Raw genomic sequence first — 21,339 nt, 5'->3', positions numbered from 1 at the left:
AGCGACCCGCGTCGGCGTCGTTGGGTCGGCGCGCTGCGGTGCGGAACCAGGCGGTGGGAGCGCCGGGTCAGGGGGCGAAGGTGGGGAGGGCGTCGGCGAGGAAGCCGGCGACCGCTTCGGGCGACTCCAGGGTGAGGTCGGCGGCGCTGGAGACCTCCGCGCCCGTCTCCGGGTTGGCGACCGCGACGCACATGCCGAAGAAGCGCGGGTCGACCGCCTCGCGGGCGCGCAGCGCGTCGAAGGCCTTGATGTCCGACATGTCGTCGCCGAAATACCAGGCGCAGCCGGAGTTCAGCACGCCCTCGCTGATCACCATGCCCTTGTCCTGGTCGACCGGGGGCTTGAGCTCCACCACCATGCGTCCGCCCTGGATGCGCAGGCCCAGCCGCTCGGCCTGCTCGTGGCCCCAGCGTTCCACCTGAGACGCGAGCTGGGGTGCGGTGCGGTAGTGCAGGGCGACCGAGAGGCGCTTGTACTCCACCAGGATGGCCTCGGGCAGCTCGGCCCGGGCGCGCTCGGCCAGGTCGGCCATCGCGGGAACCCAGGGCAGCGCGGCCGGCTCGGTGACGACGTCGCCGTCGTGCCAGACCTCCAGGCCGTACAGGCCGTAGAGGTCGACGTGCTCCAGCGACTCGAACCGGGAGCGCAGGAAGCTGACCGGCCGCGCCGAGACGATCGCGACCCGGGCCACCCGGGCGGCGAGCTGTTCGAGGACGCCCAGTACGGACGGGACCGGCTGCGAGGCGTCGGGGTCGTCCGTGACCGGCGAGAGGACCCCGTCGAAGTCGAAGAAGAAGGTGGTCTCCCGGGCGCGCGCGGCGGTGAACTGCAGGGCCTCGGCGACGCTCAGGGGGTGTGAGGGGCGCGCGTTGCTCGGCGGAGACTCAGGCACGCACCCCAGCGTACCCGCCGTTCGGCGCATCGCACTCTGGCGCAACGGCCTCGAATTGGCGTATGTCGCGGGTACTACCGCAGGTGGCTCTTGACCGCTAGCGTTTATGCATGGCAAGGGGTTTTCCCGAGCCAGCCGGCCGGCCCGGACCTGCGACAATGCGCCACGGGGCCCGCATCCCGACCCCGTGCAAGTGACGGGCGCCGGACGAGGCGGACCGCGGGCGGACCGGGTTGCACGCCCGCTGGAGCAGGCCTGTGACATCTCGCCGAACCGACGCCGGGGTCGCCCACACCGATCCGGCCGCCAACGTCTCCAGCAGCCGTGCCTCCTCGGGACGCCGCGCGTCCCGGGACCGGCACGCCGACGCGGAGCCCGCGCCCGCAGGCCGGGTCTTCGTGCTGGACACCTCGGTCCTGCTGTCCGATCCGGCGGCCTTCCGCCGGTTCACCGACCACGAGGTGGTGATCCCGCTCGTGGTGATCTCCGAGCTGGAGGGCAAGCGTCACCATCCCGAGCTCGGCTGGTTCGCCCGCCAGGCGCTGCGCATGCTGGACGAGCTGCGGATCAAGCACGGGCGGCTGGACCATCCGGTCCTCTGCAACGACGAGGGCGGCACCCTGCGGGTGGAGCTGAACCACGCCGACCAGAGCGAGCTGCCACACGGCTTCCGCAACGACTCCAACGACACCCGGATCCTGTCCGTGGCGCTGGGGCTGTCCGCCGAGGGCCGGGACGTCACGCTGGTCAGCAAGGACATGCCGCTGCGGGTCAAGGCGGCCTCGGTGGGCATCACGGCCGACGAGTACCTCCACGGCCAGGCCAGCGACCCGACGTGGACCGGCATGGCCGACCTCAGCCTGGGCGACGAGGACGTCAACCGCCTGTACGCGGGCGACGAGCTGGAGCCGGAGGAAACGGGGCACCTGCCCTGCCACACCGGCCTGGTGATCCACTCGTCGCGCGGCTCGGCGCTGGGCCGGGTCACTCCGGACAAGACCGTGAAGCTGGTCCGGGGCGACCGCGAGGCCTTCGGGCTGCGGGGCCGCTCGGCGGAGCAGCGGGTGGCGCTCGATCTGCTGCTGGACGAGTCGATCGGCATCGTCTCGCTGGGCGGGCGGGCCGGCACCGGGAAGTCCGCGCTGGCGCTCTGCGCCGGCCTCGAGGCGACGATGGAGCGCGGCCGCCACAAGAAGGTGGTCGTCTTCCGCCCGCTGTACGCGGTCGGCGGTCAGGAGCTGGGCTATCTGCCGGGCAGCGAGTCCGAGAAGATGTCGCCCTGGGCGCAGGCGGTGTTCGACACGCTCGGGGCCGTGGTCCACGCGAACGTGATGGAGGAGGTCCTCGCCCGCGGGATGCTCGAGGTGCTGCCGTTGACCCACATCCGCGGCCGCAGCCTGCACGACGCCTTCGTCATCGTCGACGAGGCCCAGTCGCTGGAGCGCAACGTGCTGCTGACCGTGCTCTCCCGGATCGGGCAGGGGTCGCGCGTCGTGCTCACCCACGACGTCGCCCAGCGCGACAACCTGCGGGTCGGGCGCCATGACGGCGTGACCGCCGTGATCGAGGCGCTCAAGGGACATCCGATCTTCGCGCATGTCACCCTGACGAGGTCCGAGCGGTCTCCGATCGCAGAGGTGGTCACCGATCTGCTGGAGGAGATCCCACTCTGACGCAGCGTCATCGTGAGGCGGAAATCAGTTCGGATTTCCGCCTCACGCCTTGTTTGGGGCTGATTACGAACTGTGACTAACGCGATATCGCAAGGGTGAATGGAATAGCCCTTGTTTGCCCGGAATGGCTCCTAAACGTCCTGTGATTCATTTCACAGGTGGGCGTCGTCATTTCACATCGCCTTCACGGTGCGCCATGGTGGCTGACGAGCATCGTCCGGGTGGCCGCGCAAACCGAGATCGATCGGTGGCCGCCTCGGGCCGGCGAGCAAGGGCCGGTCCGCGCGGCCTTCGCCGGCCGCCGGTGCTTGCGGTGCGAGATGTCGCCGGTGCGGGAAGCCGGCGGATCCGCTCCGCGTCATTGCCCCCTACGAAGGGAATCTTCGTGAATCGGCTCTGGAGCCGGGTCGGCATCCGTGCGGCCTCCGTGGGTCTGCTCGTCGCGGGCGTGATCGGCGGGGTCTACCTCGGACAGGACCGGGAAGTCCAGGCGCGGAGCGCCCAGGCTCAGCTGGTGGTCCAGGCGAACAACGACGAGATGGCGCTCCTCAAGGAGCGGCACAACGAGCACGCCGCCGTTCGCGCCTACCAGCGCCGGGCGGAGGGCGAAGCCGCCACCAAGGCCGCGGTCGAGGCCAAGGCCGCCGCGGGCAAGGCACACAAGCTGGAGAAGAAGGCGATCGCCAAGGCCGCCGAGAAGAAGGCCGCGGAGAGCAAGGAATCCGGCGGATCCGGCGCCACGCCGCCGTTCACGGGTGACATTCCGGCCTCCTGCGACGAGTTCAGCGGCAACCGGGCCATCGGCTGTGCGCTGATGCTGGACGCCGGCTTCGGGATCGACCAGTTCCCGTGCCTGAACAAGCTGTGGGACAAGGAGAGCGGCTGGAACCACCGCGCCCGCAACCCCAGCTCCGGCGCGTACGGTATTCCGCAGTCGCTGCCCGGTGACCGGATGGCCTCCAAGGGTGACGACTGGCAGAGCAACCCGGCGACCCAGATCAAGTGGGGCCTCAGCTACATCAAGGGCCGCTACGACACTCCGTGCGGCGCCTGGGGTCACTCGCAGAGCGTCGGTTGGTACTAGACCTCGGGACCTCGTGACAAAGGGGTGCGCGCTTCGGCGCGTACCCCTTTTTCGTGTCGCCGACAGTGATCAAATGTCCACATGGTCCGGAAAGTCGCTTCGCTGGTCGTTCTCGGTGTGCTCGCCTCGGTGCTCACGGCGAGCCAGATAGCCGCCCGTGCCGGCGACGCCTCGCCCGCGACCGGCTCCGCGCCGCCGCTCCGGGAGGTCGTGGGCGGCGACCTGGCCCCCGAGGGGCGCTTCCCCTGGATGGTGCGGCTCTCGATGGGCTGTGGTGGCGCTTTGACGGCGCCCCGCGTCGTGCTGACCGCGGGCCACTGCGTCAGCGGCAGCGGCGAGGACGACAGCATCGGCGTCGTGGCCGGCGTCACCAACCTCAAGTCCACGGAGGCGATCGAGGCCAGGTCGGTGTCGGTGATCCGCGCCGACGGGTTCCGCGGCGAGACCTACGGCGACGACTGGGCGCTGATCCGGCTGGACCGGGACATCGATCTGCCCCTCCTGGAGCTGTCGCACGGCGGCTCCGACGAGAAGGGCCCGATGACGGTCCTCGGCTGGGGTCAGACCAGCGAGAACGCCCTGCGCCAGGAGAAGCGGCTGCGCTACGCGTCGGTGCCGGTGGTGGCCGACGGGGACTGCGCCAAGGCGTACGACAAGGTCGGCGTCGAGCTCGTGAAGGAGGAGTCGATCTGCGCCGGGAAGCGCGGGGTCGACACCTGCCAGGGCGATTCCGGCGGCCCCATGGTGCGCAAGGCGGGCGGCAGGTGGGTCCAGGTCGGCATCGTCAGCTGGGGGCTCGGGTGCGCGCGCAAGGGCTACCCGGGCGTCTACACGCAGGTCTCCACGTTCCGTGCCGATATCCGAGCGGCCACCCGCCGCCTAAGCTGAACGTGCCGGATTCGACACGCTTGGTTGGCTTCACTGGCGACCATCGGTAACCATCGGGGGATGGGTTACCCGGGAGCACAGGACGAGGCCGCCGCGAGGGTCGGTTCGGAAGCGTTCTTCGCCGCGATCGGACGCGCCTTCGTGGCCATGTGCGCGGTGATCCCGGTGCTGTTCCTCATCGAGGCGATCGACCGCGGCCTCGGCGCGGGCTCGCTCGACCTGGCCGGCGGCATCATTCCCCGCCGCCTCGACGGCCTCGACGGCATCGTCTTCAGCCCGTTCCTGCACGCCGGCTGGGACCACCTCTACGGCAACAGCGTGCCGCTCATCCTGGTCGGCACCTTCGCGCTGGCCGGCGGCACCCGGCGCTTCCTCTGGTCGACGCTGGTGATCGTGCTGGTCAGCGGCTTCGGCGTCTGGCTCGTCGGCGACCCGAGCAGCGTCGTCGTCGGGGCCAGCGGCGTGGTCTTCGGCTTCCTCGGGCTGCTCTTCGCCCGCGGCTTCGTCGAGCGCAGCTGGTGGAACCTGGGCGTGGCGGCGTTCATCGGGTTGCTCTACTGGTACCAGCTCTACAACATCCTCCCCACCGACCAGCCGGTGTCCTGGCAGGGGCATCTGCTCGGCCTGCTGGCCGGGGTGATCGCCGCGATCGCGTTCCGGCGCCGTAAGCCCAGGCCGGTCCCGAGCCTCTACAACCCCGACGCGACGCTGACCGACATCTGAGCGTGGGAGATCAGCGTGACCGGCGGGCCGGTGCGACGGCCACCGCGACCGCGACGAGCGCCAGGGCGGCGCCGAGCACGGTGTTGACGCCGGGCGGGCCCGCGGCGCCGGGGACCATCCGGTCGAGCAGCAGCGCGCCGCTGACCTGCCCCGCGATCATGCCGAGGCCGAGCAGCAGCACGCCGGTGTAGCGCACCACCGCGGCGCCCACCGCGATGAAGACGATGCCGATGGCGCCGCCCGCGTAGAGCCACCACGGGCCGGCCGGCAGGTGCGCCGGGACGCCGCGCAGGAGCACGGACACGGCGAAGGCCAGGGTCAGCACGGCCGTACCCATGACGAAGTTGACCAGGCCCGCGACCAGGGCGCTGCCGGAGACCACCCGGACGTGCCCGTTCACCGCCTGCTGCCAGGCGATGCCGACGCCCGCGAGCAGGGGCAGCACGGCCAGCGCCAGGGCGCTCGGATGTCCGATCCGGTCGGCCACCGAGATCAGCACCGCGAGCACGGTCAGCGCCGCCCCGGCGAGCCGCGGCACGGTCACCGGCTGCGGCCCGGCAGGACCCGCTCCCGCCCGGTCCACCATCAGGCTGCTCGAGGACTGGCCGGCGACGAGGGCCACGATGAAGACGGCCACGCCCACCGTCGGCACGGTCAGTCCCTGGGTGGCGACGAGGAAACCGCCGCACATGCCTCCCGCGCACTGCCAGGGGCGGATCCTGCGCTCCCGCAGGCCGCTGCGCAGACGGCGCAGACCGGACCGGCCCGCCGGCAGCAGCGGCACGCACACCGCCAGCACCAGCAGGCCGGAACCGAAGGAGAACAGGGCGGCGCCCATCGCGTCGTCGAGGCGTACGGCGAGCTCGCCGTTGATCCTCGACTGGACGGCCAGCGCGACGCCCGAGAGCACCGCGAGCGCCACGCCGATCGCGCGCCGCCCGGCATGCACCGCGGGTGGAGCGGCGGCGGTCTGGGTCACTCGCGGCCCGGCGGGAGCACCGTGGGCAGGTGACCGTCGAAGTCCACCGCCGAGTAGAGCTTGAGCTTCTCCAGGCGGTGGTACGAGTCGATGACCCGGATCGTGCCGCTCTTGGACCGCATGACGATCGACTGGGTGTACGCGCCGCCGGAGCGGTACCGCACGCCCTTGAGCAGGTCTCCGGACGTCACGCCGGTGGCCACGAAGAAGCAGTTGTCGCCGGTGACGAGGTCGTTGGTGGTCAGGACCCGGTCGAGGTCGTGACCGCCGGCGATCGCCTTCTCCCGCTCCGCGTCGTCCCGCGGCCACAGCTTGGCCTGGATCTCGCCGCCGAGGCACTTGAGCGCGCACGCCGCGGTGATGCCCTCCGGGGTGCCGCCGATGCCCATGAGCACGTCGACGTCGGACTCCGAGCGGGCCGCCGAGATGGCGCCGGCGATGTCCCCGTCGGAGATGAACTTGATGTTGGCGCCGGCCGCGCGGACCTCCTCGACCAGCTTCTGGTGCCGCGGCCGGTCGAGGATGCAGACCGTGACGTCGGAGACCGCGCTGCGCTTGGCCTTGGCGATGCGGCGCAGGTTCTCGGCGGTGCCGGCGTTGATGTCGATCACGTCGGCGCAGTCCGGGCCCACCGCGATCTTCTCCATGTAGAACACGGCGCTCGGGTCGAACATCGCGCCGCGCTCGGCCACGGCCAGCACGGCCACCGCGCCCGGCATGCCCTTGCTCATCAGCGTCGTGCCGTCGATCGGATCCACCGCCACGTCGACCTCGGGACCGGTGCCGTCGCCGACCTGCTCCCCGTTGTAGAGCATGGGGGCCTCGTCCTTCTCACCCTCGCCGATCACCACGACGCCGCGCATCTGGATCGAGTTGATGAGCGTACGCATGGCGTCCACGGCCGCGCCGTCGCCGCCGTTCTTGTCGCCGCGGCCGACCCAGCGGCCGGCCGCCATCGCGGCGGCCTCCGTGACGCGGACAAGATCGAGGGCGATGTTGCGGTCCAGATCCTGCGGATTGGCGGAAACGGGCATGACAGGGCCTCCTCGCGACGGTGCGGGGTGTGGTCGTTACTCGATCCTCACATGGGACCTGCGCAAAGTCCCGCCGCAGCGACATGGTTAACAATGGTGGGGTGTCCAGCCCCGAGACCCCCACCGTCGGCAAGCGTGCCGAGCGCCGGCCGCGGGACATGGTGATGTCGCTCGCCGTCCTGCTCGTCCCGATCGCGCTGCTGCTCCTCTTCTACCGGCTCGTGCTGGACGGGGACAAACCGATCAGCGTGGACGCCGCGCCCACCCTCCAGCAGGCCCGCGCGGCCAACGTCTTCCCGGTCAGCGAGCCGCAGGGTCTCGGCGCGGACTGGCACGTGCAGACCGCCACGTTCAAGCGGGAGCCGGGTGGCGCGACCCTGCGCCTCGGCTACGCCGACCCGGGCGGCGACTCGCTGCAGGTCGTCGAGAGCAGCGTCGCCACCGCCACGCTGATCCCCGCCGAGCTGGGCAAGGAGCCGAAGGCGGTGGGTACGTACCGGGCCGGGGCGCGCACCTGGCAGCGCTACGACGCCCGCCCCGGGGAGAACGCCCTCGTGCTGCTGGAGAAGGGCCGCACGATCATCGTGGTCGGCAAGGCCGACTCGGCGTACCTGGAGAAGCTCGCCGCGGCCCTGCCCTGATCGAGGGCTGCGGATCGAGGGGTGCATCGTCTAGGCTCCCGCCGTCCATCCGTACTGCCTTCGGAGTCACCCCCATGAACCGTCGGTTCGCCGCCGTTCTCGTGCCCCTGCTCGCCCTCTCGCTCGCCGCCTGCACGGGCGACGACGACCAGCCGGTCGACCCGAAGGCCGCCCTGGTGGCCTCGACCGCCGGGCTCAAGGCCGGCAACTACAGCTTCACGGCCACGCTCCCGGGCGACTCGACGGCCAAGGGGACCATGCACACCCCGTCGAAGACGGCCTCCCTCGACTTCGACACCGTCCAGGAGGGCACCAAGGGGAAGATCCAGTTCCGGATCGCCGAGCCCGTCCGCTACGTCAAGATGACGATGGACATGAGCGAGGCCACCAAGCAGGCGGAGAGCCTCGCGGCGCTCGGTGACGACCCGCAGAGCGCCAAGGTCGTCGAGAGCCTCAAGGCGATGATCGAGCTGTTCAGCGGCAAGAACTGGCTCAAGCTGGACGCGGCCAAGGTGACCAACGACGACTTCAAGGTCGGCATCGAGGACCCGGACCTGACCGGGGCGGCCGGCCTCTTCGGCGGCATCGCCACGGCCGAGCGCAAGGGCTCGGTCATCACCGGCACCCTCGACGCCACGGTGGTCAAGGACGACTCCCACCTGCTCGGCACGTCCGTCTTCAAGGGCGCCGACCCGGCCCAGGCCAAGGCGATCCCGTACGAGGCCACGCTCGACGACGACGGCCGGCTCACCAAGCTCGTGCTCGACGTGCCGAAGACCACCGACGCCCCGGCCGGCAAGGTGACCGTGGAGGTCAGCGGCTACGGCGCCGCCGCGAAGCAGGACGCGCCTCCGGCCGCCGAGACCAAGGACGCGCCGGAGTCCGCGTACGCGATGATCAACGGGATGAACTGAGCGTCACTGGTCGCCGCGGGCCGCCCGGGCCGCTTCGATGCGGTCCCGGGCCCCGTCCAGCCAGCGCTGGCAGACGTCGGCCAGCTTCTCGCCCCGCTCCCACAGCGCCAGGGACTCCTCCAGCGAGGCGCCCCCCTGCTCCAGCTTCTCCACAACCGTCGCCAGCTCGCCCCGGGCCTGCTCGTAGCTGAGTCTCTCGTCGGTCATGTGATGCTCTCCTGTACTTCCGTGCGCAGCTCGCCGTCGGCCAGCCGTACGCGTACGACATCTCCGGTCCCGACCTCGCCCGCCGCCCGGACCACGTGGCCGTCGGCGCGCTGCACGATGGCGTACCCGCGTTCGAGCGTGGCCGCGGGCGACAGCGCCCGCAGCCGCGCGAGGGTGTGCCGCAGGTCGTCGTCGGCCCGGCGGATCCGGTGCTCGAGGCTGCGCCCGGCCCGGTCGCGCAGCCCGGTCACCTCGGCCGCGCGCTGCTCGACCAGCGTCTCGGGGCGCGCCAGCGACGGACGGGACCGCCAGGCTTCGAGCCGGTGCGCCTCGCGCTCGATCAGGGTGAGCACCGCGCGGTCCAGCCGGCGCCGGGCCTGCCCGATCAGCAGCGTCTCCTCCGCCAGGTCGGGCACGATCCGCTTGGCGGCGTCGGTCGGCGTCGAGGCGCGCAGGTCGGCGACGTAGTCCAGCAGCGGCGCGTCGGTCTCGTGGCCGATGGCGCTGACCACCGGCGTCCGGCAGCCGAAGACCGCCCGGCACAGCGCCTCGTCGGAGAAGGGCAGCAGGTCCTCGACGCTGCCGCCGCCGCGCGCGACGACGATGACGTCGACGGTGTCGTCGTTCTCCAGCACCTTGAGCGCGTCGAGGATCTGCGGCACCGCCGTCGGGCCCTGCACCGGCACGTTGATCACGCGGAAGTCGATGCCCGGCCACCGGCGGCGGGTGTTCATCAGCACGTCCCGCTCCGCGGCCGAGGCGCGTCCGGTGATCAGGCCGATGCGCCGCGGCAGGAACGGCAGCCGGCGCTTGCGCTCGCGGGCGAACAGGCCCTCGGCGGCGAGCAGCTTCTTGAGCCGCTCCAGGCGGGCGAGCAGCTCACCGAGCCCGACCTGCCGGATCTCGTCGGCACGCAGGCTCAGCGAGCCGCGCGCCGGATAGAACTCGGGCTTGGCGTGCAGGGTGACCCGGGCACCCTCGGCCAGCTCCGGCGCGCCGGCGTCCAGGACGTCGCGGTGGGCGGTGACCGTCAGGCTGAGGTCGGCCGACGGGTCGCGCAGGGTCAGGAAGACCACGGCGGCACCGGGACGGCGGCTGATCTGGGCGACCTGGCCGTCGATCCACACCCAGCCGAGCTTGGCCACCCAGGCGCCGAGCTTCTGGCTGACGACGCGGACCGGCCACGGCTCGTCGGCGGTCGACTTCGGCTCCGGCTGGGTCACCCGGCCTAGCCTACGGGCGGGTGCAGCCCGTTCCCTCGTGCGGGCGGCCCAGGCGGCGCGCGAGACAGGACAGCAGGAGCGCGATCAGCCCCGCGTACCCCCAGAAGAGCACGTCGGCGGCGAGATGGAGGCCGTTGACGTGCCAGCCGCCGCCGGGGTTGCGGGCCATGATGGCGAACGGGTAGCCGTGCCGCTGGGCGAAGCTGTCCAGGCAGCATGACGCCGAGTCGGAGGGCACCGCGCTGACCAGCAGACCGGCGCCCAGCACGAAGCCGCCGACGAGCGCGACGGCGGGGCTCGGGCGCGCCGCGATCGAGGTCAGGGAGATCAGCAGTACCCCGCCGACCACCAGCATGGCGTGGAAGAGCAGGTAGGCGCTGTCCGGCGTACCGGACCGGCGGTCCAGCTCGACGCCGAGGTCCAGTACGCCGATCAGGACCGAGGACCAGCCGACGAGCAGACGCAGGGCCGTACCGGCGGACTCCCACACGCCGGGCGCGCCCACGGTGCCGGTGGCGCTCATGGCCCGAGTATCCCGCCGAGCGGTCCGTCAGGGTGCCGAAACGCGCCCCGACCTGGCCCTGGTCACGGCCGCGGCCACCAGCAGGCCGAGGAAACCCCAGAACACGGCGGTCGCGGCCAGGTTCACCGCGTCGACCTGCCAGCTCGCCTGCTCCGCGAGGGCCCGGGCGGTCCGGGGGTCGTCCGCCACCGCACCCCGGTTCAGCCACTCGTACGGCCAGCCGCGCCGGGCCACGAACGCCCACATCCCGCCGGACCGTGTGGTCTCGGTGAGCAGCCCGGCGAGCGCGCCCCCGACGGCCGCCGCGGCGAAGGCGCTCGCCGTCGGCAGCGCCGGCAGCGGCACCCGGTGCGGCATCAGCAGCACCAGCCCGCCGGCCGCGAGGACGGCGCCCACCATCAGATCGGCCCGCCGGCCCGGCGCCTGCAGGTTGAGCAGGATCCAGGTCAGCCCGCCGACCAGCAGGACCGCACCGGCAAAACCCCTGGTCAAGGCCCCGAGACGGGACCTGGTGCCGGTCCTGCCGGCGGCCACCTCAGTGTCGCTCACCGGCCGAGTATGCCGCGCCGGGAGCGAAACGTCCCTGGACCGGGCCGCCAGACGATCATCATCGGACCCGCTGTGGTGCGGATCGCAGCCCGGCGGTTCCCGGCGGCGGGCACGTACCATGGCCGGGTGACCTCCGAAGCCAGCACCCCAGTCCGCAAGCGTGTGCTCCTCGCCAAGCCGCGGGGCTACTGCGCCGGTGTCGACCGCGCGGTGCAGACGGTGGAGGAGGCGCTCAAGCTCTACGGCGCCCCGGTCTACGTGCGCAAGCAGATCGTGCACAACAAGCACGTGGTGAGCACGCTCGAGGCCCGCGGCGCGATCTTCGTGGAGGAGAACGAGGAGGTGCCCGAGGGCTCCACCGTCGTCTTCTCGGCGCACGGCGTGGCTCCCGAGGTCCACGAGCAGGCCCGCGAGCGCAACCTCAAGGCCATCGACGCCACCTGCCCGCTGGTCACGAAGGTGCACCACGAGGCCAAGCGCTTCGCCGCCGCCGACTACGACATCCTGCTCATCGGCCACGAGGGTCACGAGGAGGTCATCGGCACGTCGGGCGAGGCGCCGCAGCACATCCAGCTGGTCGACGGCCCCGACGACGTCGACAACGTGGTGGTCCGCGACCCCGCGAAGGTGGTCTGGCTGTCCCAGACGACGCTGTCGGTCGACGAGACCATGGAGACCGTGGCCCGGCTGAAGACCCGCCTGCCGCTGCTGCAGTCGCCGCCCAGCGACGACATCTGCTACGCCACCTCCAACCGCCAGCACGTGGTCAAGGAGATCGCGCCGGAGTGCGACGTGGTCATCGTGGTCGGCTCGGCCAACTCCTCCAATTCCGTACGCCTGGTCGAGGTGGCCCTCGGTGCCGGCGCCAAGGCCGGGCACCTGGTCGACTACGCCACCGAGATCCGGGACGAGTGGCTGGAGGGCGCCAGCACGGTCGGCGTCAGCTCGGGCGCCAGCGTCCCGGAGGACCTGGTCATGGAGGTGCTCGCCCACCTCGCGGAGCGGGGCTTCGGCGAGGTGACCGAATACACCACGGCCGAGGAGCGGCTCACCTTCTCGCTGCCGCAGGAGCTGCGCCGCGACATGAAGGCCGCGGCCGCCGCCCGCTCGTGACCGTCTAGAAGTCCCCGCCGAAGTCGCCGCCGTCGCTCCAGTCGCCCGGGGCGAAGTCGCCGCCGCCTTGATCGCCGAGGTCGCCCGCGGCGTCCTGGAAGCCTTCCTCGTAGCCCTCGGCGTAGCTCATGTCCCCGAACCCCGGCGACAGGAGCGCATCGAAGATCAGCATGCCGCCGAGCGCGCCGGCACCCGCGCCGAGCGCGGTCTTCCACACCGGCGTCGAATACCAGCCGGACGGGACCGGGCGGCCCTGGATGCGGCCGCCGGGGTAGTAGTAGGGAGTCTCCGGACCGGGCCGGGGCCCCGCCCGGTAGTGCTGCCCCTGCACGGTGACCTCGCGTTCGCGGGTCAGCTGTCCGGCCCCCTGCGCACCATGCAGCGGCGGCAGCTCCGGGCCCGGGTCGATGCCCATGGCGATGCGCGCCGCCCGCACGTACGCGAGCCCCTCCAGCGCCGATTCGCGGGCCAGCTCGCACTGCCTGACGGTCTTCGCCTGCTGGAGCTGGCCCCCGGCCGCGTTGTAGCGCTCGCCGGCGTCGGCCAGGGCCTGGCGCGCCGCCGGGTCGTCGCCGTGGAGGTTCATCACCTGGCCGCCGAGGCGCTCGTACCAGCGCTGTGCCTCGGCGCGGGCGTCGTCGAGCCGCCGCTGCTCGCGGGCCGCGCTGCCGTGGCGCCACGCCACGACGGCCGCCACCACGACCAGAACCAGGATCAACAGCAGAAACACCTTCATGTCCTCGACGGTACGCCTGCGGCGGAAACGTCGTACCTCTCTGGCAAGCTCGCGGGGTGAGCTACTCGACGCTGGCCGTGGTGGTCATCTGCCTGGCGGTCGGGGCCGCGCTCGGCTGGCTGGCCGCGCGGCTTCGGGCCGCTGCCGACATCGCCCGCCTGGAGGCGACGGTGCAGGCCGGCCGCGACGGCGAGGAACGCCTCGAGCAGTCGCTGCGAGCGCTGTCCTACGAGTCCACCGCCCAGTCGCAGGAGGCCGTCGCGCGCGCCGTGGCGCCCCTGCACGAAACCCTGCGCCGCTACGAGCAGCGGGTCGCCGACCTGGAGCGCGAGCGGGTCGACGCCTACGCTGAGCTCCGTGAGCAGGTGCGGGCCATGGGCGCGGTCTCCGGCGAGCTGCGCACCGAGACCAAGCAACTCGTCGCGGCGCTGCGCGCCCCGCAGGTCCGCGGCCGGTGGGGCGAGCACCAGCTGCGCCGCATCGTCGAGGCCGCCGGCCTGCTCGAGCACTGCGACTTCGCCGAGCAGGTCACCTCCCGCACCGACCACCAGGGCGTACGCCCCGACATGGTGGTCCGTCTGCACGGCGGACGGTCGGTGGTGGTGGATGCGAAGGCGCCCTTCGACGCGTACCTGTCTGCCATGGAGGCGCGCGACGAGCGCACCCGCGACACCCACCTCGACCAGCACGCGAGGGTGCTGCGCGGCCACGTGGACGCGCTCGCCGGCAAGGCGTACTGGACGGCGTTCGACCAGACCCCCGACTTCGTGGTCCTCTTCGTCCCGGCCGACCCGTTCCTCGACGCCGCCCTGCAGCGCGACCCCACGCTGATGGAGCACGCGTTCACCCGCAACGTCGTGCTGGCCACGCCGGCGACGCTGGTGGCGCTGCTGCGCACGGTCGCCTACTCGTGGCGCCAGGAGGCACTGGCCCGCAACGCGCTGGCGGTGCACGGCCTGGCCCGCGAGCTGTACGGCCGCCTCGCCACCCTCGGCGACCACGTGGGCAAGCTCGGCGCCTCCCTGGGCGGCGCGGTGACGGCCTACAACCGCGCGGTCGGCTCCCTGGAGTCCCGGGTCCTGGTCAGCGCCCGCAAGCTCGCCGAGATGGGCGTCTCCGACGAGGAGCTGACCGTGCCGGCCCAGGTCGAGCTCACGCCCCGCCAGCCCCAGGCCCCCGAGCTGTGCGACGAGCCGGATTCCCCGTTGTTCCGCTGACCAGGCCGCCCCCGGGGGTTGCTCGGCCGTGGGTCAGCGGGGGGTGAGGGTGGTCGTGAAGGTGGAGTAGTAGAGCTGGGTCAGGCCCTCGTAGCCGGAGTCCGTGCCGAAGTCGACAGAGGTAGCCCTGCTTGTCGGCCCGCACCGTGAGTGGGGTCGCGCGGGGGCTGGAGCGGGTGACCTCGACCCACTTCTCGGGGGTGCCGCACTCCTGGCCGTTCTCGATGTTGCCGAGGTACGCGGACTCCGGGCCGCCGTTGATCTGGTCGCCCTTGTCCAGGGTCACCCCGTAGTGGTTCGTCGCATCGAGGTAGACGGTTGGTTCCGCGGTGGAGGCGCCCGCCTTGACGTGGACCGAGCCACCCTCGGAGCCGCCGCTGCCCAGGCAGCCGGAGGCCGCCTCGGACCAGAAGGACACCGAGCTGGCAGGCGTGACCAGCGGCGTGGCGAGGTTCCCGCGGCCCTGCGGCGGGCATGAGGTGATCGTCACAGCTCAGCGGAGATGGCGGGAGAGCTCGCGGCGCAGCGCCCGGGGGCCCGGCCAGACCTGGGTCAGGTCGGCGGTGAAGGCCGGGGCGCCGTCCGCCTCGTCGTGCAGGGCGGGCCAGCCGTCGTCGCCGTCGGCCACCGAGTGGACGCGGTCGAGGTCGACCGGCGTCACGTCCAGCACGGTTCGCAGGCCCCGGCGGTGCACCACCGCGCGGTCGATGTCCGGCCAGGCCAGCAGCACCGGGTCGCTGCCCTCGGCGGCGAGCTCCAGGCCCGCGGAGGAGGCCCGCACCCACGTGCGCATCGCGGACCGCGACGACAGCGCGTAGCCGCCGCCCACCAGCACGCCGATCACCGCGCCCTGGGCCAGGGTCGCCCACCAGGGATCGTCCGGGGCGCCCAGCAGGAAGGCGACCAGCGGCGACACGGCCACGTAGGCGACCACCAGCACCCCGGTCATGACCAGGAACGTCCGCCAGGGGGAGGAGCGGAACAGCACGGCGTCCGCAGCGGGCGGTTCGACCTCCTCGGGCGGTAGGGACATGCCCACCATGCTGCCGTGTTCCGGCCGCCCAGAGGACCGGCTTCGGCGAAGTCCCGGCCCCGGCCGGCCCGGGAAGTGGGCCGGGCCGGCCGGGGAGGCGGGGGACGGCGGTCAGAAGGCGCAGGCGACGACGAGCTCGGGCGTACGGTCCGGGAGCATGTCGAGCTTGCCGATCCGCCCCGCCGCCCGCAGGTCCGGCTCGACCAGCGCCAGCCGCTCCAGCAGCGCCGCCGGGCCGAGCGCCTCGGCCAGCGGCACCTCGGCCTTCATCGACAGCTTGCGGTCCGACTTCGCCCGCCGCACCTGCCGCAGCGCGTCGCCCGCCAGATCCAGCAGCTCCGCGTCGCCGTCGGGGGCGACGCGCAGCAGCTCGTAGCGGGTCGGCCAGGTGGCGCGGTGCACCGAGCCGTAGCGCCACCACGACCAGATCTCCTCGGTCGCGTACGGCAGGAACGGCGCGAACAGCCGCACCAGCACCGACAGCCCGGCGGCCAGGGCGGCGCGCGCCGAGTCGCCGGCCGGGCCGGACGCGTACGCCCGGTCCTTGACCAGCTCGATGTAGTCGTCGCAGAACGTCCAGAAGAACGCCTCGGTGGTGGTCAGCGCGGTCGTGTGGTCGTACCCGCCGAGCGCCGCGGTCGCCTGGTCGACCACCGTGGCGAGCCGGGCGAGCACGGCCCGGTCCAGCTCGGCCGTGACCGGGCGGCGCAGCGCGTCCGCGGCGCCCAGGCCGAGCGCGAAGCGGGAGGCGTTGAGCAGCTTCGTCGCCAGCCGCCGGCCCACCTTGATCTGCGCCGGGTCGAAGGCCAGGTCGGCGCCGGGCCGCCCGTTCGCCGCCCAGTAGCGGACCGCGTCGGAGCCGTGCCGTTCGAGCAGGTCCATCGGCGTGACCACGTTGCCCTTGGACTTCGACATCTTCTTGCGGTCCGGGTCCAGGATCCAGCCGGACTGCACGGTGGTCGTCCACGGCAGGGTGCCGTGCGCGAACTGGGCCCGCACCACGGAGTAGAACAGCCAGGTGCGGATGATCTCCTGGCCCTGCGGGCGCAGGTCCATCGGGAAGACCCGCCGGAACAGGTCGTCGTCGCTGCCGAGGCCGCCGGCGATCTGCGGGGTGAGCGACGAGGTGGCCCAGGTGTCCATGACGTCGGGGTCGGCGGTGAAGCCGCCCGGGACGTCCCGGTGGGACTCGTCGAAGCCCGGCGGGCGGTCCGAGGTTGGGTCGACCGGCAACGCCGAAACGTCCGGTATGAGAGGCTGGCCGTAGTCCGGCTCGCCAGCGTCGTCGAGCCGGTACCACACCGGGACGGGCACGCCGAAGAAGCGCTGCCGGCTGATCAGCCAGTCGCCGGTGAGCCCGCCGACCCAGTGCTCGTAGCGGTGCCGCATGTGTTCCGGCGTCCAGCGCAGCTCCCGGCCCCGGGCCAGCAGCACCTCCCGCAGGTCCCGGTCGCGGCCGCCGTTGCGGATGAACCACTGCCGGCTGGTGACGATCTCCAGCGGCGAGTCGCCCCGCTCGTAGAACTTCACCGGGTGGGTGACCGGGCGCGGCTCGCCCAGCAGGTCACCGGTCTCGGCGAGGATCCGGACGATCTCGCGCCGGGCGGCGGTGACCGTCAGCCCGGCGAAGGGCGCGTACGCCGCCTCGGGAACGCCGGCCGGGCGGTCCGGCAGGAAGCGCCCGTCGCGGCCGAGCGCGACGCGGGTGGGCAGGCCCAGGTCACGCCACCAGACGACGTCGGTCAGGTCGCCGAAGGTGCAGACCATCGCGATGCCGGTGCCCTTGTCCGGGTCGGCGAGCGCGTGCCCGTACACGGGGACCTCGACGTCGAAGAACGGCGTGCGGACGGTCGTGCCGACCAGCGGGTGGTCCGGCGGGCAGACCAGCGCGACGCAGGCCGGCAGCAGCTCGGGCCGGGTCGTGTCCACCTCGACCGGACCGCGCGCGCCGTGGAAACGCAGCCGGTGGAAGGCGCCGGGCCGCTCCCGGTCCTCGACCTCGGCCTGCGCGACGGCCGTGCGGAAGCCGACGTCCCACAGCGTCGGCGCCTCGGAGGTGTACGCCTCGCCGCGCGCGAGGTTGTCCAGGAACGCCCGCTGCGACACGGCCTGCGCCTTCGGCCCGATCGTGGTGTACGTCATCGCCCAGTCGACGGAGAGCCCCAGCCTGCGCCACAACGCCTCGAACGCCTTCTCGTCCTCGACGGTCAGCCGGCCGCACAGCTCGACGAAGTTGCGCCGGGACACCGCGACGGCCGGCTTCGACGGCGTCGCGGGCGGCTGCCACCCCGGGTCGTACGGCAGTGCCGGGTCGCAGTAGACGCCGTAGACGTTCTGGACCCGCCGCTCCGTCGGCAGCCCGTTGTCGTCCCAGCCCATCGGATAGAAGACCGTCTTGCCCCGCATCCGCTGGAAGCGCGCGACGACGTCGGTGTGCGTGTACGAGAAGACGTGCCCCATGTGCAGCTCGCCCGATACGGTCGGCGGAGGCGTGTCGATCGCGTATACGTCGGCGCGCTCCTTCGAGCGGTCGAACGCGTACGTGCCCTCCTCCTGCCAGCGGCGCGCCCACTTGTCCTCGAGCCCGTCCAGCGACGGCCGCTCGGGCAGGCCGGCGCGCGCGGTCCCTGCCGTATCAGTCATGCGGTCAGGCTACGGCTCTCCTCGGGCTCCAGCAGCTGCGTTTCCTTCCGGAGCCGGGCGCACGACGCGTCGAACCCGGCGACGGCCTGCTGGATCCGGACCAGCAGCCCGTGCAGGCCGGCGTCGCGGATCTCCATGCTCTGCTCCCGGCCGCCGGCGCGGAGCCCGATGGTGGCGCGGGCGTCCAGCAGGATCGTCACCTGGCCGAAGTGCCGGTAGGCGACGGCGACGAAACGCCCGCTGCGCAGACGGCAGGCGAGCGTGGTGTCGGTGAAGACGACGACGGTGTTGCCGAGGAGGCCGGGACCGACCACCGCATGACGCACGGGCGTACCCCGGTCCAGACCGGCGCGGTCGCAGATCTGCTCGGCGGTCCATCTGGCCCGGCCGCGGACCGGTATGGCCGAGACGAGGTCGTCGACGAGGAGGTCGACCGCGGCGACCGACGCGTGCGAAGCCACTCCCAGCAGCGCGTTCGCCCGCGGGTGCAGGCCGGCCTCGCCGAGGACCGCCGCCAGCGCGCACACCCGGGCCAGGGGCGACAGCGCGCGCAGGGCCGCGGTCAGCCGGCCGGCGTCGCGGTGCCGGCCGGCGGTCTCGAGCAACCTGAGCAGCTCCAGCTGGGTGGCTGCCGTACCGGTGGCGGCGATCGTCGTGGTCAGGTCGGGGGCCACGTCGAGGACGCGGAGGACGTCCGGCGCCGCCCGCCTGCCGAGCGCGTCGTACAGCGCCTGCCGGGCGGCGGGCTCGGCCAGCTCGATCAGACTCCCGACGCATCCGGCCGCATCCCCGAACGCCCCGGAGAACGCCGCGTCGATCAGCGAGGGCGGAATCGGCAGCGAGCCGCGGAGGTGCCGCAGGACGGTTCCGCGAGCCGGCTCCGGAAGCCCGCGCAGGCACAGGGAGACCGCGGGTTCGCGTAACGCCTCCGGGTCCACGTCGTCCGGCAGCGCGCTCAGCGCCCAGGCCATCGCCTCGGGCGGCAACCGGGCGGCAAGCTCCACGATCTGCGGGGGCGTACGCTGCGCGAGGATCGGCCGGGCGAAGCGGCGTAAGTCGCCCGGCAGCGCCGCGAGGACCTCCGCCGACAGGCCCCGGTCGAGCACCAGGCGGGCGTACGCCTCGTGCCCCGTGCCGGCGAATTCCGCGACGATCGCGGCCACCTCTGCCGGCGGCCGGGCGGCCGCGTGTTCGAGCAGACTGTGCGCCTCCATGGGCAGGCCGGCGTCGTGCAGGGCCACCACGGTGCGCACGGTGCTGCCCGGTGGCCGCGACTGCAGTGCCCCGAGCATCAGCCGGCGGACCGCGGCCTGGTGCGGCAGGGTGTAGAGCTCGAGGGTCGCGTCGAGCAGCTCCTGATCGTCGAGATGCGCCAGCTGCTCGGCGGGACCGGCCGGTGCCTGGGCGGTCCACAGTGCATCGAGCAGGCCCACGCGCCGGCGCAGACCGCGGTGCCGGGCCGCCATCAGGTCGACGAGGTGGCCGGCCTGGTGCTCGCGGCCGGCCCGGTGCATCGCGGCGGCCAGCCGGGCCGCGGTGGCCGCCGGCCGCGCCGCGACGAGCCCGGCCACCCCCTCGTAGAACATGAATGCCGCCTGCTCCTGACCCGCATCGCGCAGAGCGTCGGCAAGCTGCACCGTCCGCCGGGCCGGGAAGCCGGCGCCGAGCCGGGCCAGCAGGGCGGCGACGCGGTCCCGCAGGCCGGCGGTGACCAGCGCGACGAGCAGCGCGATCAGCTGCCGGGGCCGGTCCGTCCGGGCCTCGACCGCCGCGTCCAGCAGGGCGTCGACCAGGTCGGCGTGGTCGCTGTCGAGCAGCTGCGCGGCAAGGGCCGTGATGCGGTCCGCCGGTTGCCCCGCGCAGGCCGTCAGCAGGCGGCCGATCTGCTCGCTCTGACCGGTCTTGCGGAACGCCTCGACGAGTACCACCAGCGACGCGGGCCGCCGTCCCGCCGCTCCCGCCAGGACCGCCCGGGCCTGCGCCACGGCTCCCGCCCGGGTGACCTCGTCGACGACGGCGGCCACGCCCTGTTCGGCTCGCCACGTGCCGACCGCCCGCAGCAGACGCTCGGCGGCGCCGGTGTCCTGGCTGCTCAGCCGGGCGATCAGCTCCCGCAGCCGGGCCGGCGGCAGGTGCAGCGAGCGTTGCTCGTGCTCGCCCAGCGGGGCCTGCCCGGCCGGGCCGGTCCGGCCGTGGTCGGCGAGGCCGACGTTGCGGACCAGCGCGATCCGCCCGCCCTCGTCGCTGGACCGTTGCTGGGGCGTCGGCCGTCCCGCCGCCTCCAGCGCGCTGCGGATCCGGGGATAGAGGGTGGTGAAGTCCAGGACGTCCGGGCCGCCGGGCACGCCGTCGCGGACGGCCTGCACGAGGGCGCCGGTGAAGGCGGTGAGCGGCTCGGTGGGCGGTGCCAGCGCCACCGCGTTCTCCGCCACGGCGGTCATCAGATAGGTGCCCTCGATGCGGACCCGGTCGCCGATCTCGGCGCCGGCGCTCATGCCGGGCATCATCGCCATGCCGGCGTAGCAGCAGTCGAGCAGGACGACCTTCGCCTTGGGTCCCGGGTGGTCCATGATGACGCGGCGGATGTCGTCGTAGCGCACGGCGTGCCACCACCGGTCCAGGGCCCCGTGCTCCAGGGCCAGGTAGAGGTCGTAGGCGTCGGGGCGCAGGATGCCGTGGCCCGCGAAGTAGAACACCAGCGCGTCCGACGCCTCGCCCGCGGCCCTGGCGAGCGCGTCGAGCACCGCGGCGGGATGCTCCGGGTCGACGAGCCGGACGCAGTGCTCCTGGGGCAGGCCCCAGAACCGCTCGTCGGTGAGGATGCTCGCGACCTCGTCGACGTTCGCGGCGACCGTGGGCAGTGGCTCCAGCTCCCGGTACCGCGAGGAGCCCACGACGACCGCGCGGGACTTGGCGGCGTCAGGCAGCATGCCCGCGGTCGGACAACGCCTTCGTCAGTCTGCCCAGCGTCTCGGGGTCGTCGATGACGACGGTGACGGATCCCAGCGTCACGGTCATCGACGGCGCCGTACGTCGGCTGCGCCGCCAGTTCGCGTACGCCATCAGGACGTTGGCGATGCCGGTGGCGCTGCTGATGACGACGCCTATCGTCGCCACCGCGTTCATCGAGCCGTCGCGGGCCGGCGTGGCCCGGACCGGGCCGTGCCGGGCGACCTCGGGGGTCCTGCGCAGCCACGAGCAGAGCGAGAGCAGGGCCGGTGCGTCGGAGTCCGCCGAGATGGTGAGCAGAGTGCCGGTGTCGTCCAT

At 72.9% G+C, this 21,339-nt stretch carries 20 protein-coding genes; 8 read left to right on the top strand and 12 right to left on the bottom strand.

The annotated features are described in order from the left end of the window. Positions 1 to 67: 67 nt before the first annotated feature. Complete coding sequence (otsB, locus tag IEY99_RS02760; protein WP_189199063.1) at positions 68 to 922, bottom strand: trehalose-phosphatase; 855 nt, start codon at positions 920 to 922, stop codon at positions 68 to 70. Between the two features lie 227 nt (positions 923 to 1,149). Here otsB and phoH2 point away from each other — a divergent pair, with 227 nt between their 5' ends. The 4 genes from phoH2 (at position 1,150) to IEY99_RS02740 (ending at position 5,260) form a co-directional block, all read left to right on the top strand. After that, the gene (gene phoH2 / locus IEY99_RS02755; RefSeq protein ID WP_189199062.1) at positions 1,150 to 2,565 is read left to right on the top strand and encodes an RNA 5'-3' helicase PhoH2; all 1,416 of its coding nucleotides are present in this window, start codon (positions 1,150 to 1,152) and stop codon (positions 2,563 to 2,565) included. A gap of 385 nt (positions 2,566 to 2,950) precedes the next feature. After that, positions 2,951 to 3,649 (top strand): aggregation-promoting factor C-terminal-like domain-containing protein, encoded by a 699-nt coding sequence (locus IEY99_RS02750; RefSeq protein WP_189199061.1) that lies wholly within the window; start codon positions 2,951 to 2,953, stop codon positions 3,647 to 3,649. An 81-nt stretch (positions 3,650 to 3,730) separates the two neighbouring features. Continuing rightward, complete coding sequence (locus IEY99_RS02745) at positions 3,731 to 4,537, top strand: S1 family peptidase (RefSeq protein ID WP_189199060.1); 807 nt, start codon at positions 3,731 to 3,733, stop codon at positions 4,535 to 4,537. A gap of 60 nt (positions 4,538 to 4,597) precedes the next feature. Beyond that, positions 4,598 to 5,260, top strand: coding sequence for a rhomboid family intramembrane serine protease (locus IEY99_RS02740; RefSeq protein WP_189199059.1), 663 nt, complete (start codon positions 4,598 to 4,600; stop codon positions 5,258 to 5,260). Between the two features lie 10 nt (positions 5,261 to 5,270). Here the strand turns inward: IEY99_RS02740 and IEY99_RS02735 are convergent, their stop codons facing one another. Together IEY99_RS02735 and glpX are read right to left on the bottom strand one after the other, a co-directional pair. After that, entirely contained in the window at positions 5,271 to 6,239 is a 969-nt protein-coding gene (locus tag IEY99_RS02735; protein ID WP_189199058.1) for a DMT family transporter, read from the bottom strand. Next, positions 6,236 to 7,273, bottom strand: a complete 1,038-nt coding sequence (gene glpX, locus IEY99_RS02730) for a class II fructose-bisphosphatase (RefSeq protein WP_189199057.1) — start codon at positions 7,271 to 7,273, stop codon at positions 6,236 to 6,238. The genes IEY99_RS02735 and glpX overlap by 4 nt, the downstream gene beginning before the upstream one ends. Positions 7,274 to 7,374: 101 nt before the next feature. On the opposite strand from glpX, the gene IEY99_RS02725 reads away from it, so the two are divergent. Continuing rightward, positions 7,375 to 7,914 carry a DUF4245 domain-containing protein gene (locus tag IEY99_RS02725; protein WP_229798043.1) on the top strand — a complete coding sequence of 180 codons (540 nt, stop codon included), beginning with the start codon at positions 7,375 to 7,377 and terminating at the stop codon, positions 7,912 to 7,914. A 74-nt stretch (positions 7,915 to 7,988) separates the two neighbouring features. Continuing rightward, positions 7,989 to 8,828 carry a hypothetical protein gene (locus IEY99_RS02720; RefSeq protein ID WP_189199055.1) on the top strand — a complete coding sequence of 280 codons (840 nt, stop codon included), beginning with the start codon at positions 7,989 to 7,991 and terminating at the stop codon, positions 8,826 to 8,828. A 3-nt stretch (positions 8,829 to 8,831) separates the two neighbouring features. Here the strand turns inward: IEY99_RS02720 and IEY99_RS02715 are convergent, their stop codons facing one another. From IEY99_RS02715 to IEY99_RS02700, 4 genes are read right to left on the bottom strand one after another with little or no spacing between them, the layout of a single operon-like run. Continuing rightward, positions 8,832 to 9,035, bottom strand: a complete 204-nt coding sequence (locus tag IEY99_RS02715; protein WP_189199054.1) for an exodeoxyribonuclease VII small subunit — start codon at positions 9,033 to 9,035, stop codon at positions 8,832 to 8,834. Continuing rightward, positions 9,032 to 10,258 (bottom strand): exodeoxyribonuclease VII large subunit, encoded by a 1,227-nt coding sequence (gene xseA, locus IEY99_RS02710; protein WP_189199053.1) that lies wholly within the window; start codon positions 10,256 to 10,258, stop codon positions 9,032 to 9,034. Before xseA ends, IEY99_RS02715 begins: the two co-directional genes overlap by 4 nt. A gap of 10 nt (positions 10,259 to 10,268) precedes the next feature. After that, positions 10,269 to 10,781, bottom strand: a complete 513-nt coding sequence (locus IEY99_RS02705) for a hypothetical protein (protein WP_189199052.1) — start codon at positions 10,779 to 10,781, stop codon at positions 10,269 to 10,271. A gap of 27 nt (positions 10,782 to 10,808) precedes the next feature. Beyond that, positions 10,809 to 11,330: a hypothetical protein gene (locus IEY99_RS02700; RefSeq protein ID WP_189199051.1), complete on the bottom strand. Its 522-nt coding sequence runs from the start codon at positions 11,328 to 11,330 to the stop codon at positions 10,809 to 10,811. Between the two features lie 9 nt (positions 11,331 to 11,339). Between IEY99_RS02700 and IEY99_RS02695 the strand changes: the two genes are divergently transcribed. Continuing rightward, the gene (locus tag IEY99_RS02695) at positions 11,340 to 12,443 is read left to right on the top strand and encodes a 4-hydroxy-3-methylbut-2-enyl diphosphate reductase (protein ID WP_373293273.1); all 1,104 of its coding nucleotides are present in this window, start codon (positions 11,340 to 11,342) and stop codon (positions 12,441 to 12,443) included. A gap of 4 nt (positions 12,444 to 12,447) precedes the next feature. Here IEY99_RS02695 and IEY99_RS02690 read toward each other — a convergent pair whose 3' ends face one another. After that, positions 12,448 to 13,179 carry a hypothetical protein gene (locus IEY99_RS02690; RefSeq protein ID WP_189199049.1) on the bottom strand — a complete coding sequence of 244 codons (732 nt, stop codon included), beginning with the start codon at positions 13,177 to 13,179 and terminating at the stop codon, positions 12,448 to 12,450. Between the two features lie 56 nt (positions 13,180 to 13,235). Between IEY99_RS02690 and IEY99_RS02685 the strand changes: the two genes are divergently transcribed. Further along, the gene (locus tag IEY99_RS02685; protein ID WP_189199048.1) at positions 13,236 to 14,396 is read left to right on the top strand and encodes a DNA recombination protein RmuC; all 1,161 of its coding nucleotides are present in this window, start codon (positions 13,236 to 13,238) and stop codon (positions 14,394 to 14,396) included. Between the two features lie 493 nt (positions 14,397 to 14,889). On the opposite strand, the gene IEY99_RS02680 is transcribed toward IEY99_RS02685, so the two are convergent. The 4 genes from IEY99_RS02680 to IEY99_RS02665 all read right to left on the bottom strand — a co-directional run bounded on the left by IEY99_RS02680 (position 14,890) and on the right by IEY99_RS02665 (position 21,339). Continuing rightward, entirely contained in the window at positions 14,890 to 15,429 is a 540-nt protein-coding gene (locus IEY99_RS02680; protein WP_189199047.1) for a hypothetical protein, read from the bottom strand. A gap of 111 nt (positions 15,430 to 15,540) precedes the next feature. Next, positions 15,541 to 18,072 (bottom strand): valine--tRNA ligase, encoded by a 2,532-nt coding sequence (valS, locus tag IEY99_RS02675; protein WP_189199046.1) that lies wholly within the window; start codon positions 18,070 to 18,072, stop codon positions 15,541 to 15,543. Beyond that, positions 18,069 to 21,002 carry a caspase, EACC1-associated type gene (locus tag IEY99_RS02670; RefSeq protein ID WP_189199045.1) on the bottom strand — a complete coding sequence of 978 codons (2,934 nt, stop codon included), beginning with the start codon at positions 21,000 to 21,002 and terminating at the stop codon, positions 18,069 to 18,071. Before IEY99_RS02670 ends, valS begins: the two co-directional genes overlap by 4 nt. Continuing rightward, positions 20,992 to 21,339, bottom strand: coding sequence for an effector-associated constant component EACC1 (locus IEY99_RS02665; RefSeq protein ID WP_189199044.1), 348 nt, complete (start codon positions 21,337 to 21,339; stop codon positions 20,992 to 20,994). Before IEY99_RS02665 ends, IEY99_RS02670 begins: the two co-directional genes overlap by 11 nt.

It is taken from the genome of Couchioplanes azureus, from assembly GCF_014648355.1.
Lineage (GTDB): Bacteria > Actinomycetota > Actinomycetes > Mycobacteriales > Micromonosporaceae > Actinoplanes > Actinoplanes azureus.
Note: the sequence above shows the minus strand (reverse complement) of the source record. Positions and strands in the feature narration are given on the sequence as shown.